Origin of the sequence: Gordonia humi (assembly GCF_014197435.1) — a bacterium.
GTDB classification, from domain to species: Bacteria; Actinomycetota; Actinomycetes; order Mycobacteriales; family Mycobacteriaceae; genus Gordonia; species Gordonia humi.
The window spans coordinates 2,013,621-2,034,331 of record NZ_JACIFP010000001.1; the positions used below are offsets into that span (position 1 = coordinate 2,013,621).

Here is a 20,711-nt window from a genome sequence, read left to right on the forward strand (position 1 = left end):
GTTTGGCTACCCTAACACCTCAGTGGCTGTGTCGCACCGAGAGATCGTCGGTTTGCTCCTCGGCTATGCGAACGCTCCGATCCGCTTCGACGACGTCGTGGTCCGTCGCGCCGCCAGGTAGTCGGCGATCGACTCGACGGCACGACCGAGGACCTCGGCGTCGGGTAGGCACACGATCCGGAAATGGTCGGGCTCGGGCCAGTTGAAGCCGGTGCCGTGGGTCACCAGGACGTGCTTGGAACGCAGGAGGTCGAGGACGAACTCCTCGTCGTCGTCGATGCCGTACATCGCCCGGTCGATGCGTGGGAAGCAGTACAGGGCCCCGCGCGGCGGCACGCAGCTCACTCCGGGGATCGCATTGAGCGCCTCCGCGGTCAGTTCCAGCTGCCGCTCCAGTCGTCCGTCCGGGTCGACGACGTCGCCGGGAAGGGGCGAGTCGGCCGAGAGTGCGACGGGGATCGCGTACTGACCGGTGACGTTGGGGCACACGCGCATGTTCGACAGGAGGGTGATGCCCTCCAGTAGATCGGCGGCATCGTCCAGCGGGCCGGTGGCGACGACCCAGCCGGCGCGGTACCCGCACACCCGGTAGGCCTTGGAGAGGCCGCCGAACGTCAGGCATAGGACGTCGTCGCCGGCGGCACGCGCCGCGTGATGGTGGCGGGCGTCGCCGAATACGAGTTCCTCGTAGATCTCGTCGCTGAGCAGGACCAGTCCGTGGCGGCGCGCGATGTCGGCCATGCCTGCGACCGTCTGCTCGCTGTACACGGCCCCCGTCGGATTGTTCGGGTTGATCATCACCAGCGCGGTGGTGCGGTCGGTGACCTTGGACTCGATGTCCTCGAGAGAGGGGTTCCAGCCGTCGGACTCGTCGGCCAGATAGTGCACGGGCACGCCTCCGGTGAGATTCACCGCGCCGGTCCACGTGGGGTAGTCGGGCGCCGGGACGAGGATCTCGTCGCCCGGGTTCACCAGGGCCTGCAGGGTGAGGGTGATGAGTTCGCTGACCCCGTTGCCGAGGAAGACGTCGTCGCCGGACACGCCGTCGACACCGAGGCGACGGTAGTGGTCGGCGACCGCCTCGCGAGCGGGGCGGATGCCGCGTGAGTCCGAGTACGCCTGCGCGTCGTCCAGACCGGTGGCGACGGCCTCCACGATCTCCGGTCGGGCCTGCAGTCCGAACGGACGCATGTTGCCCAGATTCAGACGCAGGACGTCATGACCCTCGGCTTCCAAACGCATGGCTTCGGTCAGAATCGGGCCGCGGACGTCGTAGCGGACGTCGCGGAGTCGGTGGGACTGTCGGTAGGTCGTCATAGGACTACTACACCGCCGAAGTGGATCCGGGAGAAGGTCCACTTCTCTCAATCTCGTGGGACCACTTAAGGTGGGCGTATGGCCCGCACTGCTACGTCTGGTTCTCTCGTCCTGTCCCCGGTGTCCAGTGCCGCGGATCTGGTCGACGGCATCGTCGACCGGATCGTCGACGGGGCCCTGGTCGACGGCGATCGTCTTCCGTCGACCAGGGTCCTCGCCGAGCAGACCGGGCTCTCTCGCGGGACGGTGGTGCGCGCCTTCGACGAACTGGCCGCGGCGGGCTTCGTCGATTCGCGACACGGTTCCGGCACGCTGGTCAGCGCGGGTGCGACGCAGGCGGCCCGGGCGGGCGCCCGCACTCGCAAGCACGACGACGCGGTGCCGGCACCCGTCGTCGAACAGCGACGAGGCCGGTCGTCCCGCGACCTGCGCCCTGGCGTCCCGGACGCCGATCTCGTGGATCGACGGGCGTGGCGGAGCGCGGTCCGATCGGCCGTTACGGCGGGTCTGGCCGGATTGAATCCGTGGGAGGAGCCGAGTCCCATTCTGCGGGCCGCCCTGTCCGAGCACCTACGACGCCATCGCGGGATCGCCGCCGCCGATCCGCTGCTGTTCGACAGTTCGCGCTCGGCCGTCGCCGCGCTGTGCGCGGTGTTCGATGCCCGAGTGTTCCACGTGGAGGATCCCGGCTACCGCGGTGCGGTGCTGATGGCGCGTGAGCACGGGCTCGAGCTGCGGTGTCACCCGGTGGATCCGGACGGGCTCGACGCCGCGCGGTTGGGCGACGAGTCGGCGATCGTGTTCACCACCCCGGCGCACCAGTACCCCCTGGGGCATCGGGCGAGTGTGGATCGCAGGGTCGCGCTCGTCGAATGGGCGCGGCGGACCGGATCGTTGGTGATCGAAGACGACTACGACGGCGAGTTCCGCTACGGGGTGGCTCCGTTGCCCGCGCTGGTCACCCTGCCGGGCGCTGCCGACCATGTGGCGTACGTCGGCACGTCGTCGAAGTCGATGTCTCCGGATCTGCGGGTGGCGTGGTGCCTACCGCCCGCGGCTCTGCGTCGGGACGTGCAGCGTTGGCTGGCCGTGCACCGCCGCGGGCCGTCGTCGCTGCCCGCCGACGCGTTGGGCGAGTTCATCGGGTCGGGGGCGATGGACCGTCATCTCGCGCGTGCGGCACGTGTGTACAGCGACCGCCGGTCGCGGCTGGTGGCAGCGCTCGCCCGCGAGTGTCCAGACGTCGCCGTGACCGGGGTCGAGGCGGGGCTCCATCTGTGCGTGCTGTTGCCGGATCACGACGACGACGCCGTCGTCGACGATCTGGCGGAGGCCGGGTGGCGCACTCGATCGCTGAGCAGCCAGTCCTCGCGATTCCCCGTCTCCGGTCTGGTGCTGAACTATGCGCGGCTGGGCGGTCGAGACGCACGCGAGTTCGCCGCCGTGCTGCGCGAAGTCCTGAGTGCGGGAGCGTGAACGCTCAACGGCCGAGGAATCCGCCGAGCATGCCGCCGTCGTTCCCGCCGCCGGTGCCCCCGATGAATCCGCCCGGCGGTTGCTCGGACGGCTGCACCACGACGAAGCCCTGACCACCGAACGCGAGGGTGAAGCGCTCACCGGTGTTGCGGCCCATCAGGGTGTTGAGGCCGAAGGAGTCGTTGGTCTTGACCGACGTGCGCAGGCTCGACGACCATGCGACCGCGGCCTGCGGATCGGCGTAGGTGTCGCCTGCGACGCTCAGGACCACCGGTGAACCGTTCGTGGTGATCGCGATGCGGCCGCGGCCGGTGAACACGCAGTTGAACATGCCCGCGTTGCTCATCGCACCGGCGCCGCGCACGCGCTCGACGGTGTACTGCAGCGTCGGTTCGAAGCACAGCACGTTGGCGCCGTTGATGGTCAGACCGTCGGACCCGTCGAGATCGATGAGGTGCACCTCGCATGCGTTGTCGGCCAGGAACAGATCGCCGCGCCCGCTGACCTTCATGATGGGCACGCCCTCGCCGGTCATCGCCTGTTTCAGCGCGCGGCTGAAGCCGCCTGCGCCGAGCGCTTCGAAACGGAGATCTCCCTGGTAGGCGACCATGGAGCCTTGACGTGCCATGATCTCGCCGTTGAGACCGACTCGGCACATCTTGCTGCCCTGTTTGCCGATGCCCTGTGTCTGGATCTCGGCGTGCGCCGGTGCGAAGAGCTCGCTCTGCATGGACCCTCCTGGGGTGTGTGCGCTGCTGGGCGCGACTGCGGGGTTGGGGATCGGACTCTGCGGCTGATGCTGAGGCTGTTGCTGCGGCGGCCAGGGTTGTGGATCGGCGACGTGGGGTGCCGCCGGGACCGCGGGCTCGTCGTCGACGCTGATGCCGAAGTCGGTGGCGAGGCCCGCCAGCCCCGAGTCGTACCCCTGTCCCACGGCGCGGACCTTCCACGCGTCGCCGCGCCGATACACCTCGAGGCACACCACGGCCGTCTCACTGGTGAGCCCTGGTACGGGGAAGTCGGCGGCGACCGCGCGATTCGCGTCGAAGACGGTCGCGCGCAGCGCACCCGCGGTCGCGAACGACGCGGGTCCGGTGCCGTCGAGGCTGGCGGTGATCGCGATTGTGGTGATCTCACTGTCGACGGCGGCGGTGTCGATGCTGACGGTGTCGACCTCGCCCTCGTCCCGATACTGGACCCCGCGGGCCGAAGGCTGGTTGTAGAAGACGAAGTCGGCGTCCGACCGGACCCGGCCGGCGTCGGTCAGCAGGAGGGCGGACGTGTTGGCCGGCGATGCGCAGTGCACCTGCACGGTGACCGTCGACGACGGCAGGGGTTGGTTCTCGCCGGGGGACAGTTGTCTCACAGTGGACAGTCTACGAGGAGTGTGGAGTTCCCTCGGTTCGGTCGTCTGTCGCATGACCGACGGTTCGGCGACCGAGGACGTCCTCGCGTGATGATCTGGAAGTGCGTTCGGCCTAATGTCGTTCCTGTGCCAGACAGATTCGCGGTCGACCGATCAGCATGTGCAGGGGGCAGTCAGTGGTGAGTGTCGTGCTCGCAACAGGAATCGACGATGCGGCGTCGGTCGTGCAGCAGATCGGCGAGATGATCGGTGTGGTCGCCTTCGCCGCATCGGGAGCGTTGGCGGCGGTGCGCCGGAATCTGGACATCGTCGGAATCGTGTTTCTGGCGGTGAGCACGGCGCTGGGCGGCGGAGTCATCCGTGACGTCCTGGCGGGCAACACGCCCCCGACCGCGTTCACCGACTTCACGTTGATCGCGGCGGCCTCGGCGACGGGGCTGGTGATCTTCTTCTGGCATCCTCCCGCGCGGTTGACCCACTGGCCGTTGGAGGTGACCGATGCGATCGGGCTCGGACTGTTCGTCGTCACCGGGACCGCGGTCGGCTACGACTGGGGTGTCTCGGCGCCGTCGGCCGCGTTGCTGGGGCTCACGACCGGCGTCGGCGGCGGCATCATCCGCGACGTCCTGTCGGGTCGGGTCCCGGCTATCCTGCGAACCGACGAACCGCTGTACGCGATTCCGGCGTTCTGCGGCGCGGTCCTGACGGCGACCCTCATGCACTTCGATTGGTACCGAGCGTGGATAGGGTTGCTCTGCGCCCTCGCCGTGATCGCGTTCCGCCTGCTCGCGCTGCGCTACCGCTGGCACGGGCCTCGGCCGTACTACGTGTCGCGCGACGAGTAGGTCTCGCGCGACGAATAAGCTGCGCGGAGACCGTCCAGCTCGGCCTGCAGGGAGGCGAGATAGGTGGGGAGGTCGGTCAGCTGCTCCGGATCCGCGAGGATTCCGATCGACAGGTTGTCGCCGAAGGTCGACACGGTGTGGTTCACTCCGAGCCCGTCGTTGATCGGCGTGACGCCGAAGCAGGCGACAGCCGGCAGACCGGCCAGTGTCCAGTGCTCCGCCGACCCCTTGGGGATCGTGCTCACGCGCAGCTGGGTCGTATCGGGCTTCGGCTTACGCGCGGCACGCCGCTGACCGGTCCGGTACAGGATTCGGTAGATCCAGCCGGGAAGGCGGGGCAGAGCTCCGTACATCGCGGCGAAACTCGGCAGGTTCAGGCGGTCGCGCTCGGCCCGCACCTGTTCGTGGACGGCGACGACCTGCTCGGGGAACGGCAGGTCGGGCCGCAGGGGGACGGTCCCGAAACCCAGTGCGTTGCGCATCGCGGGGTCCAGGAGCGAACGGACGGAGACCGGGACGCTGGCCGCTATCGCCTGATCCGGGTCGCCGAGGTGAGCCGCGATCGTGCGGCCGATGACGCTCAACACCACATCGTTGACCGACACCCCGTGAGCCCGTGCGACGACGCGCAGGCCGGCGACCGACTGGAAGACGATCGCCGACTCCCGTCTGCCGCTCAACGACCCGTTGAGGCGGGTCGCCCGCGGCTGCGCGTCGGGCATCGACCACAGTCCCGCTTTGCGGTCGCGTGAGGCGCGCCGACTGACGCCGATCAACCGCCACAGGTCGGCGAGGACGAGGAACGGCCGGAGCGGGACGCGGGCGAGTTCGAGGGCGGCCAGTCGCGCACCGCTGTCCGGCGAGGCCGGCGACGGCGTGCCGACGTCGGCGGAGAAGAGGGAACGTGCGATGGCCGCGACACCCATTCCGTCGGCCATGGAGTGGTGGAACCGCAGGACGACAACTGTGCACGGCGCGTGCATCGCGCCGACGCCGATCACGTTGCGCACGATGTACAGCGACCACCGCGGGCGTGCCTCGTCGAAGGTCTGCTCGTGCAATTCGGTGATGAAGTCGACGAGTTGATCCCAGCCCATCGCGGGCAGGTGGTCGATGTGGTCGCGAGGGTCGAACTCGGGGGTGTCGGTCCAATACGCGTCGCCGATCCCGCCGAGCGGGATCACCAGTCGCTGCCGCAGGACCTCGATTCCACCAGCGCGTGCGGCGAGCCACTCGGTGAGGTCCTGACTCGAGGAACTGCTCTCGGGGAACGCGTACGCGGTGACGATGGACGATCGGACCCGAGGCGACTCCGCATATGCGAAGTTGACGTCATACGGGGATACTCGGGAGGTTGTCACTCTTCGAGACTAGGTTGTTCGGACGATGAAATGTAATCCGAATGATCCAATTGGTCGGTGTTTCTGTCCTCGATGCCGGTCTCAGCGGGTCAATGCGACGGGATGTCGAGGACGGTGGACAGTGGCTCGGAACTCATGGGCAAGCGAGTCATCGGCGCGGGGGCATGACATCTCCCTCTCCTCGCGGTGATCGCGGAACACCTCGACGAGGGCACCCGCGCGCATACGGGTGACGGACGCAGGTCGGGGGCGGGTGCCAGCTGAACGCGGCACGGCGGTGGCCCGCTTGCGGGTGGTCCGGGCCGACCGCAAGCATACGTCGGACTCTATGCCCGATACGGACGTACTGCTGCCATCGCACGAGAATCGGGACCAAAGGATCCGAGCGTGCCAGGACATGGGAGGCAGGTGTGCCAGACCGAGCATGCACAGGCGTCTCGGTGGCACTGTTACGTTCGCGGGGGACGAGCCGAAGGAGACGTGGTGAGGACAGTCGGGCGAGGCGTGTGGAGTGCTCTGTGCGGGCTGAGGCTCGAGCACTTCACGTTCGTCATGGCGACCGGGATCGTCTCGACGGCGGTCGCCAACTCCGGTGCGGACGATCTCGCTCGGGTCCTGTTCTGGATCGGGCTCGTCGGCTATGGCGTGCTCGCGGTCGGGACGGTTCTGGGCTTGGTGCGGCGGCAGTGGTCCGTGCGCGCCGAACTCCACGACGGTGCCTGCTCCGCACTGGCGTTCGTCGCCGCGGGCGGCGTGCTGTCGGCGCACGCGACGTCGACTGGATCGACCACGCTCGCGCTGGTGCTGATCGTCGTGTCGGGTGTCGCCTGGTTCGTCCTCCAGCACGGCGTGCTGGCGTCCCTGGTGGTGCGTGCGAGTACCGGTGACGGGCCGCGCTCGTTGTCGATGTTCGACGGCACCTGGTTCCTGCTGGTGGTCTCCACTCAGGCGCTCGCCGTGTCGCTTGGTGCGTGGTCGAAGATCGTGCACACCGACGTGGGTGCGACTCTCGCGGTCCTCGCGTGGGGGCTGGGTGTGCTCCAATTGATCGTGATCGCGTGTCTCGTCTCCGCGCGGCTGCTGGTCGTCGGCGTCGGACGCGACGACGACGTCTCCCCCTATTGGGTGTTCCTCGGCTCGGGCGCCATCACGATTCTGGGGGCGGCCGAGGTGCTGGGCGCCGCCTATGATCAGATCCTCCTCTCGCCCGAGCTGATCGGCGGTGTCGCGATGGCGATCTGGGCGTTCGTCACCTGGATGCTGCTGCCGACCGTGGCTCTGCAGGTGTGGCAGGAGTTGCGCTCCGGATCGCGCGGACGTTATCGTGCCGCGCTCTGGTCCGCGGTGTTCCCCATCGGCATGTACGGCGAGTCGAGTCGTCAGCTCGGATTCATCCGCGGCACGTCGTGGCTCGACACGCTCGGCACCTGGGAGGCGTGGGTCGCCCTCGGTGCGTGGATCGCGGTGGCGCTCGGGTTGGTCTCAGCGATCGGCGGACTCGTCGCCGGCGGTGCTCCGCGGTGGCGACGTTCGTGATCCGTGTGACGGACTCATCGGGCGGCTCCGTGGTCGTGCAGAACGGCGACGACGGCGGTCTGCCCCCGGTTCAGTGCGTTGGTGAGCACGGTGCGACCGTCGGCATCGCGGATATCGGGATCGGCACCGGCGTCGAGCAGGTCGGAGACCACCTGGCGGTGGTTCTGCGAGCCGTCGCCGTAGACGACGGCCTCGTGCAATGCCGTCCACCCGGGAGTGTTCACATGATTCACGTCGACACCGGCGTCGATCAGCGTTCGGACGGTGGAGACGAATCCGTGCTCGGATGCGGGAATCAGTGCGGTGCCGCCGAATCGGTTCACACTGCGCAGGTCCGCGCCGTGGTCCAGGGTCATGCGCAGGATGGTGTCGTAGCCCTCGGCGCCCGCGTAGAGGTAGGCCGAATCCTCGATGTCGTCCTTCGCGTTCACATCGGCGCCCGCGTCGATGAGGACGCGAGCGGCGTCCACCCCTCGATTCTTGGTGGCGGTCACCAGTGGTGTGCGCCCCTGGCCGTCGCGGCTCTCGATCTCAGCACCGCGCGCGAGCAGGTCGCGCACCTGTGCGGCGTCGTTCGCGGCGGCCGCGCTCTGCAGCGGGCCGTTGAGTGACGGGTCGACGATCGTCGGCGGTGCGGTGGTCGGCGGCGGCGTCGCGACGACGCCGCCGGTCGTGGCATGTGTGCGGCTGGTCGAGGGAGCGGCGGCCGTCGACTCCTCCGATGAGCAGGCGGTGACGCAGACGGTCGTCGCCGCGACAGCCGACGCCAGGATCAACGTCCGGCGAATCGCACTCCTCATGAGAACCTCCGTGTCTGCGGGTCGAACTCCAGCATGCCCACCGATTTCGATAGTGTCCAAGTCGCACTTGCCATGATTTCAATAGATGTCATCTATCGTCCCCGTATGGAGTTGCGCCACATCAGGTATTTGCTCGCCGTCGCCGATCACGGCAACTTCACCAGGGCCGCGGAGGCGCTGCACATCTCGCAGCCGACACTGTCTCAGCAGATCAAGCAGCTCGAACGGAGCCTGGACGTCGAGCTACTGGATCGTTCCCATCGAGTAGTGACGCTGACCGATGCCGGCGCCGCCTACGCTCATCACGCGCGTCTGGCTCTGCGCGATCTCGATGCCGGCAGTCGCGCGGTGCACGATGTCCTCGACCTGTCTCGCGGGCACGTGCGCGTGGCGATGACACCCACCTTCTCGGCCTATCTGGTGGGGCCGCTGATCAAGCGGTTCCGTGAGGAGTGCCCGCATCTCACGCTGACGCTTCTCGAGACAACTCAGGATCGGATCGAGACCGGTCTGATGGCCGACGAGATCGACGTCGGCATCGCGTTCGCCCGCCCGCATCTTCCGGGAATCCTGGCCTCCGGCTTGTATGTCGAGGGCCTGACGCTTGCGACTCGGCGCGGACACGGGCTCGTCCGACGGTCGTCGGCGACGCCGATCGACGCACTCGACGACGTGCCTTTAGCGCTGCTGAGCACCGACTTCGCGACGCGTACACACATCGACCGCCATTTCGTCGACAGCGGAGTGACGCCGAAGGTGACGGTGGAGGTGAACTCGGTGAGTTCACTGATCGAAGTGGTGCGAAGCTCCGATCTCGCGACCGTGCTGCCGACTCTCGCGACCGATGCGCACGACGACGTCGCGCGCGTGCCGGTGACGCCCGCTCTTCCCGACCGCGCTGTCGAGCTGTTGGTTCGCGAGGCCGGTCACCGATCGAGCGCCGCGCGAGCATTCGTCACGGTCGCACACCGCGTCTCGGGCGAGGTGACGGTCTCCTCCCGTGGCGGCATGGATCCCTAGTCGAGACGTCCGTCGATCGCAATCGGCCCGCCCGGTCTACGGGCGACGACGTACTGTCCTCGTCGTGACCCGACTGTCGGTGCGGATCGCCGTGAGCGTCAGGCGGGCACCTGGTCCAGGAATCCTCGGACGTCCTGGATTCGTCCCTGCTCATCGAGGACTATGACGTCGAAACCGATGATCGCCGGTTCTGCGCCCGCAGGCCCGAGTCCCCATCGGAACCGGAGCTGCCGATGGTGGGCGTCGACCTCGCCGATCCTGGAGAACACGAAGTCGGGAAACTGGTCGTGCACGCCGTCGATCACCGCACTCATGCCGGAGTGGCCGCTGACCTCGGCGAGCGGATCGACATAGGAGACCGACGGCGACCAGGCCGCCGTCAGAAGGTCTGCTCGGTCGGTCCCGCTGGCATTCCATGTCTTCAGGTACTTCTCGGCGATGTCGTTCATCGTTCTTCCTTCCAGAGCCGGTCATGTCGACGTGAACAAAGTCTGACGAGAGCGAGCCGTGTGGACCATGACCTCGGAGGTCATAGCCCGTCACGGCGGTGTTCGGCCGCTCGACCCCGACTGCCGCGCGCATCGCTCCGCAGATCGGCCCTATGTCTTCAAGACGACTTCGCCGGAGGGTTTGTAGTCCGAACCGCTGAGGAGTCTCATCGACCGGTATCTGCCGCCGTTCTCCTTGACGTAGCCGATCAGTTCGTCGTCGAGGTTCTCGTTGTAGACGAGAGCTCCCGGACGAAGCTTGTGCTCGATGGTCTTCAGGACCTCGAGTGAGACGGCCGGTATCCATCCGTCGATGACCGCGAGATCGATTCGGTCTGGAACCGAGGAGAGCGCTTCTCTTGCGTCGCCCTCGAGAATCTCGACGTAGTCGGACAGTCCCGCGCGATCGATGTTCCTCCTGGCTTGCTCGACCTTACTCGGCACCAGCTCGGCGCTGTACACGATGCCCGCGCCTGCCTCTTTGAGTGCGGCCGCGATGAAGATCGTCGAGAAGCCCAGCGAGGTCGCGAATTCGACGACGTTCGTCGCCCGGCCGTATCGCGCGAGCAGGTACAGCTGGTCGCCTTGCTCCGGGCTCATCGAGAATCCTGTCTCCGGATGCGCGTAGGGGTCGAGGTCGAAGTCGTAGCTCCCCCACTCGATATGGCGCTCGCGCTCATAGAGCTCGTGCAGAACCGCCAATACTCTCTCATCTGTTATCAGTGCACTGCTGAACTCTGGTCTTGGCACGGTGTGTCACTCGCCTTCTGTCGATGCGTCCGGTCGGATGTCGGTGGTCGTGATCTGGAGGTCGGTCGCCTCTGCGCAGTGCGGCTCGTCAGGCCGAGCCCCCGAGGAATGGTGGCGTCCGACGGGAATCATCATCGGCTTCCGGGAGATCGGGTCGCGGCCGACTCGGTTGGCCAGCCCGAACACTCGGGTGATGTTCTCGGCGGTGAAGACCCGGCTCGGCGGCCCGGCCGCTTCGCATGCTCCATCGGACATCAGTACGAGATGATCCGCATAGCGGGCCGCGAGGTTCAGATCGTGCAGGACCATGATCACCGTGGTGCCGTGGTGACGGTTACGGTCGGTGAGCAGGTCGAGCACTTCGATCTGATGGCTGACGTCGAGGAATGTGGTCGGCTCGTCGAGCAAGAGGATGCTGGGTTGTTGCGCCAGGATCATCGCGATCCATACCTTCTGCCGCTGACCACCGGACAGTTCGTCGATGGCGCGATCGGCGAGTCCGGTGATGCCGGTGTCGGCGAGGGCGTCGGCGACGGCCGCATCGTCCGCCGCGCTCCACCGCGACACGATGCTCTGGTGGGGGTGCCGGCCCTGCCCGACCAATTCGGCGACGGTTATGCCCTCCGGAGCCGTCGGCGACTGCGGAAGCAGCCCGACGACGCGAGCGAGCCGTTTCGCGTTCACCCGATGCAGTGGCTTGTCGTCGATCAACACCCGGCCGCTGGTCGGGCGGAGGATGCGCGACATCGACTTCAACAACGTCGACTTTCCACACCCGTTCGGGCCGATGATCGCGGTGGTCGCTCCGGCCGGGAACGCGAGCGTGAGGTCGTCGATGACGATCCGCTTGCCGTAGCCCACAGTCAGGGACTCGGTGCGCAGGGAGTGGTCGGCGGTCATAAGGCTCCTCCTGACCGGTTCGACCGGACGATGAGATAGACGAGGTACGGGGCACCGAGAACGCCGGTGACGACCCCGACCGGGAAGCGGTTGTCGAAGGCGAACTGGCCGCAGAAGTCCGCGACAGTGACGAGCAGTGAGCCGACGAGCGCCGCAGGCAGCAGCGGCGCACCGCCCGCCGGTCCGAGCATGCGCACCGCGATCGGCCCGGCGAGAAACGCGGCGAAGGCGATGGGGCCGGCGGCCGACGTGGCGAACGCGATGAGGACCACCGCGACGACCGTGGTCAGCAGTCGGCTCCGGTCGACGCGGACTCCCAGCGATGTGGCGGTCTCGTCGCCGATCTGGAGCAGCCGGAGAGTTCGGTCCATATAGACCAACACCGGGGCGAGGACCGCGAGTGCTATCACTACCGGAACGACCGACGGCCAGGCGGCGTTGTTGAGACTTCCCGACAGCCAGCGGGTCGCCGCCTGCAGGTCCCAGTCGGTGGCGAGCGTCAGAATGTACGACGTCGCACTGTAGAGCATGGCGGCGACGCCGATGCCGATGAGCACGAGCCGGGCGCTCGCCGAGCCTCCTCGATACGAGAGCAGGTACACCACGAGCGCGACGACCAGTGCGGCGACTATGCCGAACACGGACACCACGGGGCCGCTCAGCGAGAGAACGATCACCGCGAACGTCGCGGCCGTGCTGGCTCCCGCACTGATACCGATGATGTCGGGACTGGCCAGTGGATTCCTGAGCATCACTTGGAAGGCTGCGCCGCCGAGTCCGAAGCAGGCCCCCGCGACGACGGCCAGGACGGTACGTGGAAGACGAAGGGTACCGACGGTGTAGCTGGCGCCCGGCACGGTCCTGCCCGCGATGACATCGATGACGTCGGCAGGCGGATAGTAGGTTCGGCCGCAGGTGAGGGAGACGACGACGGCGGCCAGTACGGCGAGCGACAGGCCCGCGACGACGAGCCCGCGGCGGGTACGTCGCCGCCGACGTGCCCGACGGACGACGATGAGTGCGGCCGACCGCTCCGGTGCCGGCGAACTGGTGGTCATAGACTGCGAATCCTCTGACGTCGAACGATGTAGATGAACACGGGAGCACCGATCAACGATGTGATGATGCCGACCTCCACCTCGGTGTCGCCGGCGATGACACGGCCGACGATGTCCGATGCGGTCAGCAGCGCTGCACCGACGACGGCCGCTATCGGCATGGTCCACCGGTGGTCGACCCCGAGCAGCAGTCGGCAGACGTGCGGGACGACGAGCCCGACGAACCCGATCGGACCGGCGATCGCGGTCGCCGCGCCGCACAGCACCACCGCGCCGAACGATGCGACCACGCGAGTGCGGGTCACGTGCTCACCCAGCCCCGACGCGGTCTCGTCGCCGAGAGCCAACGAGTTCAGAGACCGGGCGGTCGACCAGCACACGACGAACCCGACCGCCAAGAACGGGGCGATGAGCCGAAGCGAATTCCATGTGCCGCCGCCGACGCCGCCGATCTGCCAGGAGCGCACGCTGCCCGCGATATCGTTGCGCGGTAGAACGGTGGCGATGACCAGGGACGACAGTGCCGCGGAGATCGCGGCTCCGGACAATGCCAGCTTCAGCGGGGTCGCACCGCCGCGGCCCATCGAGCCGACCGCGTAGACGAAGACCGCGGTGACCGCCGCCCCGACGATGGCGGTCCAGACGTACGAGCTCGCCGTGGTGAGCGAGAAGAACGCCATTCCGACGACCACCGCGAGCGATGCGCCCATGTTGACGCCGAGGATTCCCGGGTCGGCGAGCGGATTGCGGGTGACCGCCTGCATCGCGAGGCCGCTCACCGCGAGTGCCGCCCCCACCGCCATCGCCAGCACCGTGCGTGGAATCCGGCGAGCCACGACGGCGTGCGCCAAGGCGTCGCGATCGCCGAACAGGGCGGCGAAGAAGTCGTCCGTCGAGATGTCACGCGACCCGAATCTGATCGACAGGACGGCCATGACGAGCAGGACGACGGCGGCCGCCGCGGTCCACGCCCACCGACCGCCGCGTCGTGCCGGGGCGGACGCCTGCTCGACGAGACGGTCGGCGACGCTCATGACTTGGCCGGCGACGCTTTGTCGAGGAGGTCGAGGTAGTCGTCCAGGGTCCAGGTTATCGACAACGGTGTCGGGTTGGCGGCCGTGCCGAGCGCACTGTCGCCCGGGAGGTTCACCACCGCGTCGTTGGCGATCGCGGGGATTCGGGACAGCAGGGAGTCCTTGCGCAGAGCGGAGATCACATCGTCGCCCCCGTACGTGACGATGATGTCGACGTCGGCCAGGGCATCGATCTGTTCGGCACTCTTGGTCAGCGAGAACTTGTCGGTCTCCGCTGATGCTGCGGCGATGCTCGGCGGGGTCTTCATGCCGAGGTCGGTGAAGAACATCGCACGCGTGTCATGGGTGGTGTAGAAGCTCACCGTGCTCAGGTCGGTGGTGTCGACGTGCGTCAGGAACATCACCGACTGGTCCTTGATCGCCGGGTGCTCGGCCGCCTTCTCGGCGACGGTCTGCTCGATCGACGCGATCAGACCCTCGCCCTCGTCGCTCTTGCCGATGGCCTTGCTGTTGATCCGGATCATCTCGCGCCACGGCGTGCCCCACGCGGTCTCCGGGTACGCCACGGTCGGCGCGATCTTCGAGAGCTTGTCGTAGTCGTCCTCCGACAGCCCGGAGTACGCCGCGAGGATCACGTCGGGTCGGCTGTCGGCGACCGCTTCGAAGTCGATGCCGTCGGTCTCATCGAACAGGACCGGCTTCTCGCCGCCCAACTCGTCCAGCTTGTCCTTCACCCAGGGGAGCAGGCCGTCCCCGTCCTCGTCCCCGAAGTTGGCGCGGGCCATTCCGACCGGCACCACGCCCAGAGCGAGGGGGACCTCGTGGTTCGCCCAGGCGACAGTCGCCACGCGCTCCGGCGCACGATCGATCACCGTCGTGCCGAGGGCGTGTTCGATGGTGATCGGCTGCCAGTCCTGATCGGCGCGGCTGTCGTCGTTCGACGAACATCCGGCGGCGAGCAGAGCGACGATGAAGACAGCGAGCGCGGCGATGGCGCCGCGCGGTGTCGTTCGCATCAGAGTTCCTCTCGGTGAATCGCACGACCATGACCGCACCCGACGTGCGGGTACGCGGTGATGACGTGCGGAGTGAGGGAAGCACCAGTCGGATTCTGACTGAGTGCAACCTAAGTTTTCTTAGGCTAAGCAACAGAAAGAAGGGCCGCAATCAATCAAATTGGACGACCACTAGTCCGTTTCGGACACCGACATGGCCTCATCGTGGTCGTATGTGGTGTGGCGCGATCGGAACTGGCCCGGTGTGAGGCCTGTCACCTTGCGGAACGCGACACTGAAGGACGTTGCCGTGTGATACCCGCACGGCTCGCACAGTTCCTCGAGTGTCGCGCCGTCCAGCAGCAGCGGGATCGCGTACTGAATCCGCGCTCCGCGCACCCACTCGGCGAAACCGCAGCCCGCGTGCTCGACGAACTGCCGCCGCAGAGTTCGACTGCTCACGCCGAGTCGCTGGGCCCAGCCGTCGAGGGTGGTCTGCGTCGACGGGTCGGCGAGCACCGACTCGATGATCGGAGTCAGCGACATGTCGGTCGGCATGCTGACGCGGAGTTGGCGTTCGGCTGGACTGATGACGTCGAAGACCATCGCTTCGGCGACGGTGCGCGAGTCGCTCGACAGGTTCGGTTCACTCAGACGCAGCAGGAGCAACCGCAGCAGCGGAGTCACCTCGACCGCGACCGGTCGAGTGGAGAGCGCGTCGAGCGAGTCGATGTCGAAATGAGTCGAATACGACGTCGAGGACGCCATCATCCAGCCCGAATGCGGCGTACCCGCGGGGATCCACAGGCCGAGCCCGGGCGTGGTCGTCCACCGCTCGCCGTCGGCGACCACCACGCCGGCTCCCCGGTCCTTCCACACGAGTTCGTGGGTCGGGTGCGAGTGGGTGTCGAAGTACACTCCGTGATCGGAGTGCTCGTGGTGATTGTGAATCGCGACCGGCATGGCGATCTCGCCGGCTCGATAGTTCGGCAGGGTGCGATACTCACTCACGCCGCTGACCGCACGCCACCGCACGGGCGGCCGCACCTCTGGCATACGGACAACCTTCCCTCGCGTCCAGGTGACGGGTCTCCATAAGCCGGCGACCTGAGGTCACGACGGCCCTGATCGACGGGCCGACCCATCTGTACCGTAGACGGCTCCGGAGCGTCGTCGGCCGGGGCCTCGGGGTGGATTCCCGACCCACTCGATGCGCACGCGTCGAACGGGCTCTCGTCGTCGGGCTGTCGACGTTCGGCGGTCAGCCGTAGACCTGCGTCGATCGCACCGAATCACGGCCGAGTAGGAACCACAGAAGTGACCCGATCAACGGGAGGCCGATGACCGCGACAGCCCACACCGACTTGCTCAGCACCGACAGGCCCTTGATGCCCATGATCTGCGCCAGGGCCGACATGACCAGCCCGAGCACAGCGAGCCCGGCCAGCAGGCCCCCGATGACGAGTCCGGTCGCATATCCCGATGTCAGACTCTCGCCCGAATCGGCCACAACCGGAAAAGTGTCTGCGTTCATGAAACAGGCCCCTTTCGGACACGCCGGCACAGAGCCTCGCTCCGGGTGCCGCCACTACGGTGTTGGTGTTCATGTAGTCGCGGTCTCGAGGGTCTTCTGCACGAAATAGTGAGAAGACTCACACTCGGGAGCTTCTCGCAGGCGGGCTCGATGTCGACTGACGGCGTGAGTCGACCGTTAGAGACGTACTGTCGCGGATCGTTCAGAACCGGTGCTGCCGCGACGACGGTTCGGGCTGCTGGTATTCGATGTTGCCCACGAACACGAGCCCGTGGAGGTCATGTCCGGCACCGCGATAGATGTGCTGTTCGAGGATGATGTGAGTGTTCGCGACGGTGCTGTCGTGCCGCGTGGCGCCTTCTCTGAGCGGTGCGAGATCCTCCGGCCCGAGGCTGTGTGTCCGCGATCTCAGCAAGGACGTCGTCGACCGGCCGATGTTCCCGGTGCTCTGCGTCGCGGAAGTCGGGGTCGTACAGGCGTCGGCCGATCGGCCGGTCGTGAACGGGTGCTGTTGAGCGCGGATTCACTTCTCGACGCGGCTGTGCAGGGCGGCGTTGAGATCTCGGCGTGCTCGCGTGGCGGAGGCGGTGATCGAGGTCGGCCCCGCCAAGGCTAGAAGCCCGTCGACGACAGCGCTCGGGCCAGACTTGTCCCACTGATGAACATCGGGTGAATCCTCGCGGAGTGACGAGAAGGTCGATCACCGGCTCGCGGCAGCGGTAAGGCCCGCGCGTCTGGAGGCGGGGGTGCGCCCGGCCGATGCCGTACGCCGTTGCTTACTCGGGGGAGAGACGACTTACGGGAACACAGCACATCCCTCGATGTGGTGTGTTCCCGTATTGCGCTGCTGTGGAGCTAGGGAGAATCGAACTCCCGACCTACTCGATGCGAACGAGTCGCGCTACCAACTGCGCCATAGCCCCGGGTGTCACCGAAGTGAACCGTGAACCACTATAACAGCGCCGTATGCTGACAGTGGAATCCGGGTCGCGTCCGCTGCGACCCGGATTCCACTCAGGCTGTATGTCAGGCGCCGAAACCGAAGGTCAGAGCAATCGACAGGAAGTCGCCGCCGAAGACGGTGATGTCGTTGAAGAACTGGGTGAGGGCGGGGAACATGGCGTTCCTTTCGGTTGGATTCCAAGCGCATCGTTTGATGCACGAGAATCGTTACATGAGGATTGCCTAAGTTGTAGATGTCCCGGCGTACGTCACAGCCGGTTACATGTTGTGACGGGGCGCAAGTTTCCTCGATCGTCGCCTCTCGCTGCCGCGCTGAGCTGGTCTTATTCGACGATCAGCATGGTTATCGCGGTAACTGAACGTTAGCGCGCAACACGGCGTTCATGTATCCGAAGGTTACGGAAATATTCAGACGATTGCCGAGATCTCAACTGCTGCTTGAGATTCAGCACGCGGCGAGGACTCGCTGCATCGCCTCCTTCTCCGCCTTCGTGACCCACAGACGGTAGGAGGCCTTCACCTCGATCTGCCGCGAGACGTAGGTGCAGCGGTATGCGCGGTTCGGCGGCAGCCACGTCGCGGCGTCTCCGTCCTTCTTGCGGGCATTGGTCGGTCCGTCGACGGCCTGCAGATTGAGCGGATCGTTGGCGAAGGACTTCCGCTCGTCCGCGGTCAACTGCTGTGCGCCTTTCTGCCAGGCGTCCGACAACGCGACGACGTGATCGATCTGCACCGCGTTCGACGTCGTCTCGCCGCGCTGGAAGTCGATCACCTTGCCGGTGTACACGTCGTCGAGAATGCCGGTGAGGATCACGCAGTCGCGCGTTTTCGGCTTGGTCGTCAGATCGATGAGATCTCGGCGGAGGATGTCGTTGCGGGTGTCGCAGCCGTTGTGCCCGCCCTCGACGTCGACGTCGTCGATCCATCCCTTGCCGAACTGGCTGCGCGTGTAACCGGTCTTCGGTGCGCGCCCCTTGACCGGGATCGTCTCGAGGGTCGCGAGCGCGTTCGAGGCGGGACCCGTGGTCGGCGTCGCGGGCTCGATCGGCGTCGTGGGCTCGACCGGTGACGGCGACGCACTGGTGACCGGCGCATCTTCGACGATGGAATGACCGTCGATCGCGGTGCTCGACCACGACACGTCCGTCCGGGCCTCATCGGGCAATGCGCAGCCGGAGACGACGAGACCGGCGGCGGCGACCGCGGTGACGGCTGCGAGGCGGACGGAACTGTGATCGGAGAACAGCGACATGGCTCCCATTGTGCCGACCGCCCCCGACAATTCCGGCTCGGCGCCCGCCGGGCACCGACGGTCACCGCACGAACGGCGCGAACGGAGCGATGAGGCTGTCGAGGATGACGCGGCCGGTGAACTCTGCGTAGAGACCGACACTGTCGTGGAGTGTCTTGTTCGCGTCGTCGATCTCGTGCATATCGGGCACACGTTCGACGTAACGATCGGGGTCGTCGCCCCGGATGACGCTCGCGATGGCATTGAACGCATCCGAGTCGGTGTCGTCCAGATACGCCGAATGGGAGTCCCTGCCCTCCAGCAGCCGACGATGCCCGTGTTCGTCGGGGGACAGGTATCCGCTGTCGAGACGGATGACGCCGTCGGCGTCGTCGGGGTCCCCGCCGTGCAGTGGTGTTCCCGCCTCTTGCGCGTAGTGGATGACGTCGCCGGGCGGGGTGATCGAATAGCGGATCACGTCCGGGGCCGCGTTGTGCCATTCGCCGGGCAGTGCGCCGGTGCCCGCGGCCGACGCGTAGACCACGCGGTCGGCCCGTACGCCGAGTTGTTCGGCGGTACCCACGATCGTGCCGCCGTACGAGTGCCCGATGAGAGTGGTGGCGGCTCGCGGCGCCGCGACGGCCAGCTCTGTGTCGAGTGCATCGACGAACTGTTTGAGCCTCGGGGCGGCCTCCACGGCCAGGCGCGGGTCGACGGCCGTCGTCTTGAGCGGGGCCTTCCACGGCGCCGCCACGATGCTCTGCGGGAACTCGGAGTCGGCCCACACGATCACCGGGGAGCCGGTCTTCTCGTTCAGTGCCACCGCCCGCCTGCGCAGCGCGTCGGCGTCGTCGCCCGCTGTACCGGTGCCGGGAACGAAGACGGCGACGCCCGTCGACGACGCGTTCAGATCGCCGACGATCTCGACGAACCGTCCTCCGGCGTCGGGCTCGTAGGCGAGGAAGGCTCGGCGGTCGTCGAGCATCGACTCCAGGCGCTCGCGTTCGTCCGGATCGGATGTCGTGTCGGCGCGCATGAGCATCGTGTACCGGTTCGCGGCGACTCGATCGTCGAACGGAATGCCGTCCAGGTTGCCCACGACCGCCGACGAGGCTGTGATCACCCGGTCCTTCTCGTGCTGGGACAGCGACTCCCAGTACGACCTGCGCAGTATTGTCGGCAGGCTGCGCAACCGGTCGGCGGCCTCGGCCGGAGTCTGCGTGGTCCCGTCGGGCAGGGTGACCCGGTCTCCTGAGCCGTCGAGGTGTCCGACGGCGTCGGTGACGATGTCGTGCAGCAGCCGGTCGGCCATGTCCGCCTCGGTCAGGAGTGCGCGGATACGACCGGCGAGGTACCGGGCGTCGGTCCGCTTGGCCGGGTCCGGATGAGTCACCGTGCCGTCGGCGGCGACGGTGTAGCCCTGCGAGCGGGCCAGTTCGACGCGCTCGCGCAGCGTCGTCTGGATGTCGGCCAGCACCGAGGTCCGGGAGCGGACGGCGTCGGCCGCCGTGTCGATCGCGTGCGCCGAGCGCCCGAGCGACGACCCGACGACGAGCGTCTGCGTCAGTGCCGCATCGTGGGTGCTGCCCGACCATTCCGGATCGGCGCCGCACGCGCGCAGCGAGCGTCCCGCCGCGTCGACGAGCCGGTCGCTGAGAGTCTCCAACCGGGTGGCGACCTCCCGGAGGTCGTCGAGCCGCCAGGAGAGGACGTCGTCGACGCCGGTCATCGGACGTCCGCGTCGCCCGCGTCGCCGAGGGCGACCGCCGCCTGGGCGTCCGACTGCTCCGTCTGCGCGTTGAACACGGCGAGCGCGTCCCCGAGCGCTATCAGCCGTCGGCCGTCGGCGTCGCAGATCGTCGTGGCACGTGAGCAGAACGCGGCCACCGCAGCGACACCGATCGATGAGCCCGCGGTCGGCTGCGGCACGCGCACGTCGACGATCGCGTCGCCGACCTCTCTCCACACCGACGCGATCACCGCGATCCGGTCAGGAGTGATCCCGAACGGCGACATGGCTCCCCCTGCAGCAGTAGT

General features: G+C 67.2%; 19 protein-coding genes and 1 tRNA gene. 4 read left to right on the plus strand and 16 right to left on the minus strand.

Annotated features, from left to right (window positions below):
* Positions 1-63: 63 nt before the first annotated feature.
* Positions 64-1,317, minus strand: a complete 1,254-nt coding sequence (locus BKA16_RS09195; RefSeq protein ID WP_183370368.1) for a pyridoxal phosphate-dependent aminotransferase — start codon at positions 1,315-1,317, stop codon at positions 64-66.
* Between the two features lie 78 nt (positions 1,318-1,395).
* Between BKA16_RS09195 and BKA16_RS09200 the strand changes: the two genes are divergently transcribed.
* Positions 1,396-2,793 (plus strand): aminotransferase-like domain-containing protein, encoded by a 1,398-nt coding sequence (locus BKA16_RS09200; RefSeq protein ID WP_183370369.1) that lies wholly within the window; start codon positions 1,396-1,398, stop codon positions 2,791-2,793.
* A gap of 4 nt (positions 2,794-2,797) precedes the next feature.
* On the opposite strand, the gene BKA16_RS09205 is transcribed toward BKA16_RS09200, so the two are convergent.
* A complete protein-coding gene (locus tag BKA16_RS09205; protein WP_343067341.1) occupies positions 2,798-4,159 on the minus strand; it encodes an AIM24 family protein in 1,362 nt (453 codons plus the stop codon).
* 158 nt (positions 4,160-4,317) lie between these two features.
* Here BKA16_RS09205 and BKA16_RS09210 point away from each other — a divergent pair, with 158 nt between their 5' ends.
* Entirely contained in the window at positions 4,318-5,004 is a 687-nt protein-coding gene (locus tag BKA16_RS09210) for a trimeric intracellular cation channel family protein (protein ID WP_183370371.1), read from the plus strand.
* On the opposite strand, the gene BKA16_RS24175 is transcribed toward BKA16_RS09210, so the two are convergent.
* Entirely contained in the window at positions 4,983-6,365 is a 1,383-nt protein-coding gene (locus BKA16_RS24175; protein WP_183370372.1) for a wax ester/triacylglycerol synthase domain-containing protein, read from the minus strand. The two genes, BKA16_RS09210 and BKA16_RS24175, sit on opposite strands and share 22 nt — an antisense overlap.
* 480 nt (positions 6,366-6,845) lie before the next feature.
* Here BKA16_RS24175 and BKA16_RS09220 point away from each other — a divergent pair, with 480 nt between their 5' ends.
* Positions 6,846-7,901 carry an SLAC1 family transporter gene (locus BKA16_RS09220; protein WP_183370373.1) on the plus strand — a complete coding sequence of 352 codons (1,056 nt, stop codon included), beginning with the start codon at positions 6,846-6,848 and terminating at the stop codon, positions 7,899-7,901.
* Between the two features lie 14 nt (positions 7,902-7,915).
* Here BKA16_RS09220 and BKA16_RS09225 read toward each other — a convergent pair whose 3' ends face one another.
* The gene (locus BKA16_RS09225; RefSeq protein WP_183370374.1) at positions 7,916-8,701 is read right to left on the minus strand and encodes an ankyrin repeat domain-containing protein; all 786 of its coding nucleotides are present in this window, start codon (positions 8,699-8,701) and stop codon (positions 7,916-7,918) included.
* Between the two features lie 105 nt (positions 8,702-8,806).
* On the opposite strand from BKA16_RS09225, the gene cynR reads away from it, so the two are divergent.
* Complete coding sequence (gene cynR, locus BKA16_RS09230) at positions 8,807-9,721, plus strand: transcriptional regulator CynR (RefSeq protein ID WP_183370375.1); 915 nt, start codon at positions 8,807-8,809, stop codon at positions 9,719-9,721.
* Between the two features lie 98 nt (positions 9,722-9,819).
* On the opposite strand, the gene BKA16_RS09235 is transcribed toward cynR, so the two are convergent.
* The 12 genes from BKA16_RS09235 to BKA16_RS09290 form a co-directional block, all read right to left on the minus strand.
* Positions 9,820-10,170, minus strand: a complete 351-nt coding sequence (locus tag BKA16_RS09235; RefSeq protein WP_183370376.1) for a nuclear transport factor 2 family protein — start codon at positions 10,168-10,170, stop codon at positions 9,820-9,822.
* Positions 10,171-10,320: 150 nt separating this feature from the next.
* The gene (locus BKA16_RS09240) at positions 10,321-10,911 is read right to left on the minus strand and encodes an O-methyltransferase (RefSeq protein ID WP_221246789.1); all 591 of its coding nucleotides are present in this window, start codon (positions 10,909-10,911) and stop codon (positions 10,321-10,323) included.
* A 54-nt stretch (positions 10,912-10,965) separates the two neighbouring features.
* On the minus strand, positions 10,966-11,859 hold the full coding sequence (locus BKA16_RS09245) for an ABC transporter ATP-binding protein (RefSeq protein WP_183370378.1): 894 nt from the start codon (positions 11,857-11,859) through the stop codon (positions 10,966-10,968).
* Positions 11,856-12,917 (minus strand): FecCD family ABC transporter permease, encoded by a 1,062-nt coding sequence (locus BKA16_RS09250; protein ID WP_183370379.1) that lies wholly within the window; start codon positions 12,915-12,917, stop codon positions 11,856-11,858. Before BKA16_RS09250 ends, BKA16_RS09245 begins: the two co-directional genes overlap by 4 nt.
* Positions 12,914-13,951: a FecCD family ABC transporter permease gene (locus tag BKA16_RS09255; RefSeq protein ID WP_183370380.1), complete on the minus strand. Its 1,038-nt coding sequence runs from the start codon at positions 13,949-13,951 to the stop codon at positions 12,914-12,916. Before BKA16_RS09255 ends, BKA16_RS09250 begins: the two co-directional genes overlap by 4 nt.
* On the minus strand, positions 13,948-14,967 hold the full coding sequence (locus tag BKA16_RS09260; protein ID WP_183370381.1) for an iron-siderophore ABC transporter substrate-binding protein: 1,020 nt from the start codon (positions 14,965-14,967) through the stop codon (positions 13,948-13,950). Before BKA16_RS09260 ends, BKA16_RS09255 begins: the two co-directional genes overlap by 4 nt.
* Before the next feature lie 171 nt (positions 14,968-15,138).
* On the minus strand, positions 15,139-15,957 hold the full coding sequence (locus BKA16_RS09265) for an AraC family transcriptional regulator (RefSeq protein ID WP_183370382.1): 819 nt from the start codon (positions 15,955-15,957) through the stop codon (positions 15,139-15,141).
* A 250-nt stretch (positions 15,958-16,207) separates the two neighbouring features.
* Positions 16,208-16,480: a PLDc N-terminal domain-containing protein gene (locus tag BKA16_RS09270; RefSeq protein ID WP_183370383.1), complete on the minus strand. Its 273-nt coding sequence runs from the start codon at positions 16,478-16,480 to the stop codon at positions 16,208-16,210.
* Positions 16,481-17,330: 850 nt separating this feature from the next.
* Positions 17,331-17,403: transfer RNA gene (locus tag BKA16_RS09275), tRNA-Ala, on the minus strand.
* 485 nt (positions 17,404-17,888) lie between these two features.
* Positions 17,889-18,695: an HNH endonuclease family protein gene (locus tag BKA16_RS09280; protein WP_183370384.1), complete on the minus strand. Its 807-nt coding sequence runs from the start codon at positions 18,693-18,695 to the stop codon at positions 17,889-17,891.
* A gap of 61 nt (positions 18,696-18,756) precedes the next feature.
* Positions 18,757-20,403 carry an alpha/beta hydrolase gene (locus BKA16_RS09285; RefSeq protein WP_183370385.1) on the minus strand — a complete coding sequence of 549 codons (1,647 nt, stop codon included), beginning with the start codon at positions 20,401-20,403 and terminating at the stop codon, positions 18,757-18,759.
* On the minus strand, positions 20,400-20,690 hold the full coding sequence (locus BKA16_RS09290) for a hypothetical protein (RefSeq protein ID WP_183370386.1): 291 nt from the start codon (positions 20,688-20,690) through the stop codon (positions 20,400-20,402). The genes BKA16_RS09285 and BKA16_RS09290 overlap by 4 nt, the downstream gene beginning before the upstream one ends.
* Positions 20,691-20,711 lie beyond the last annotated feature (21 nt).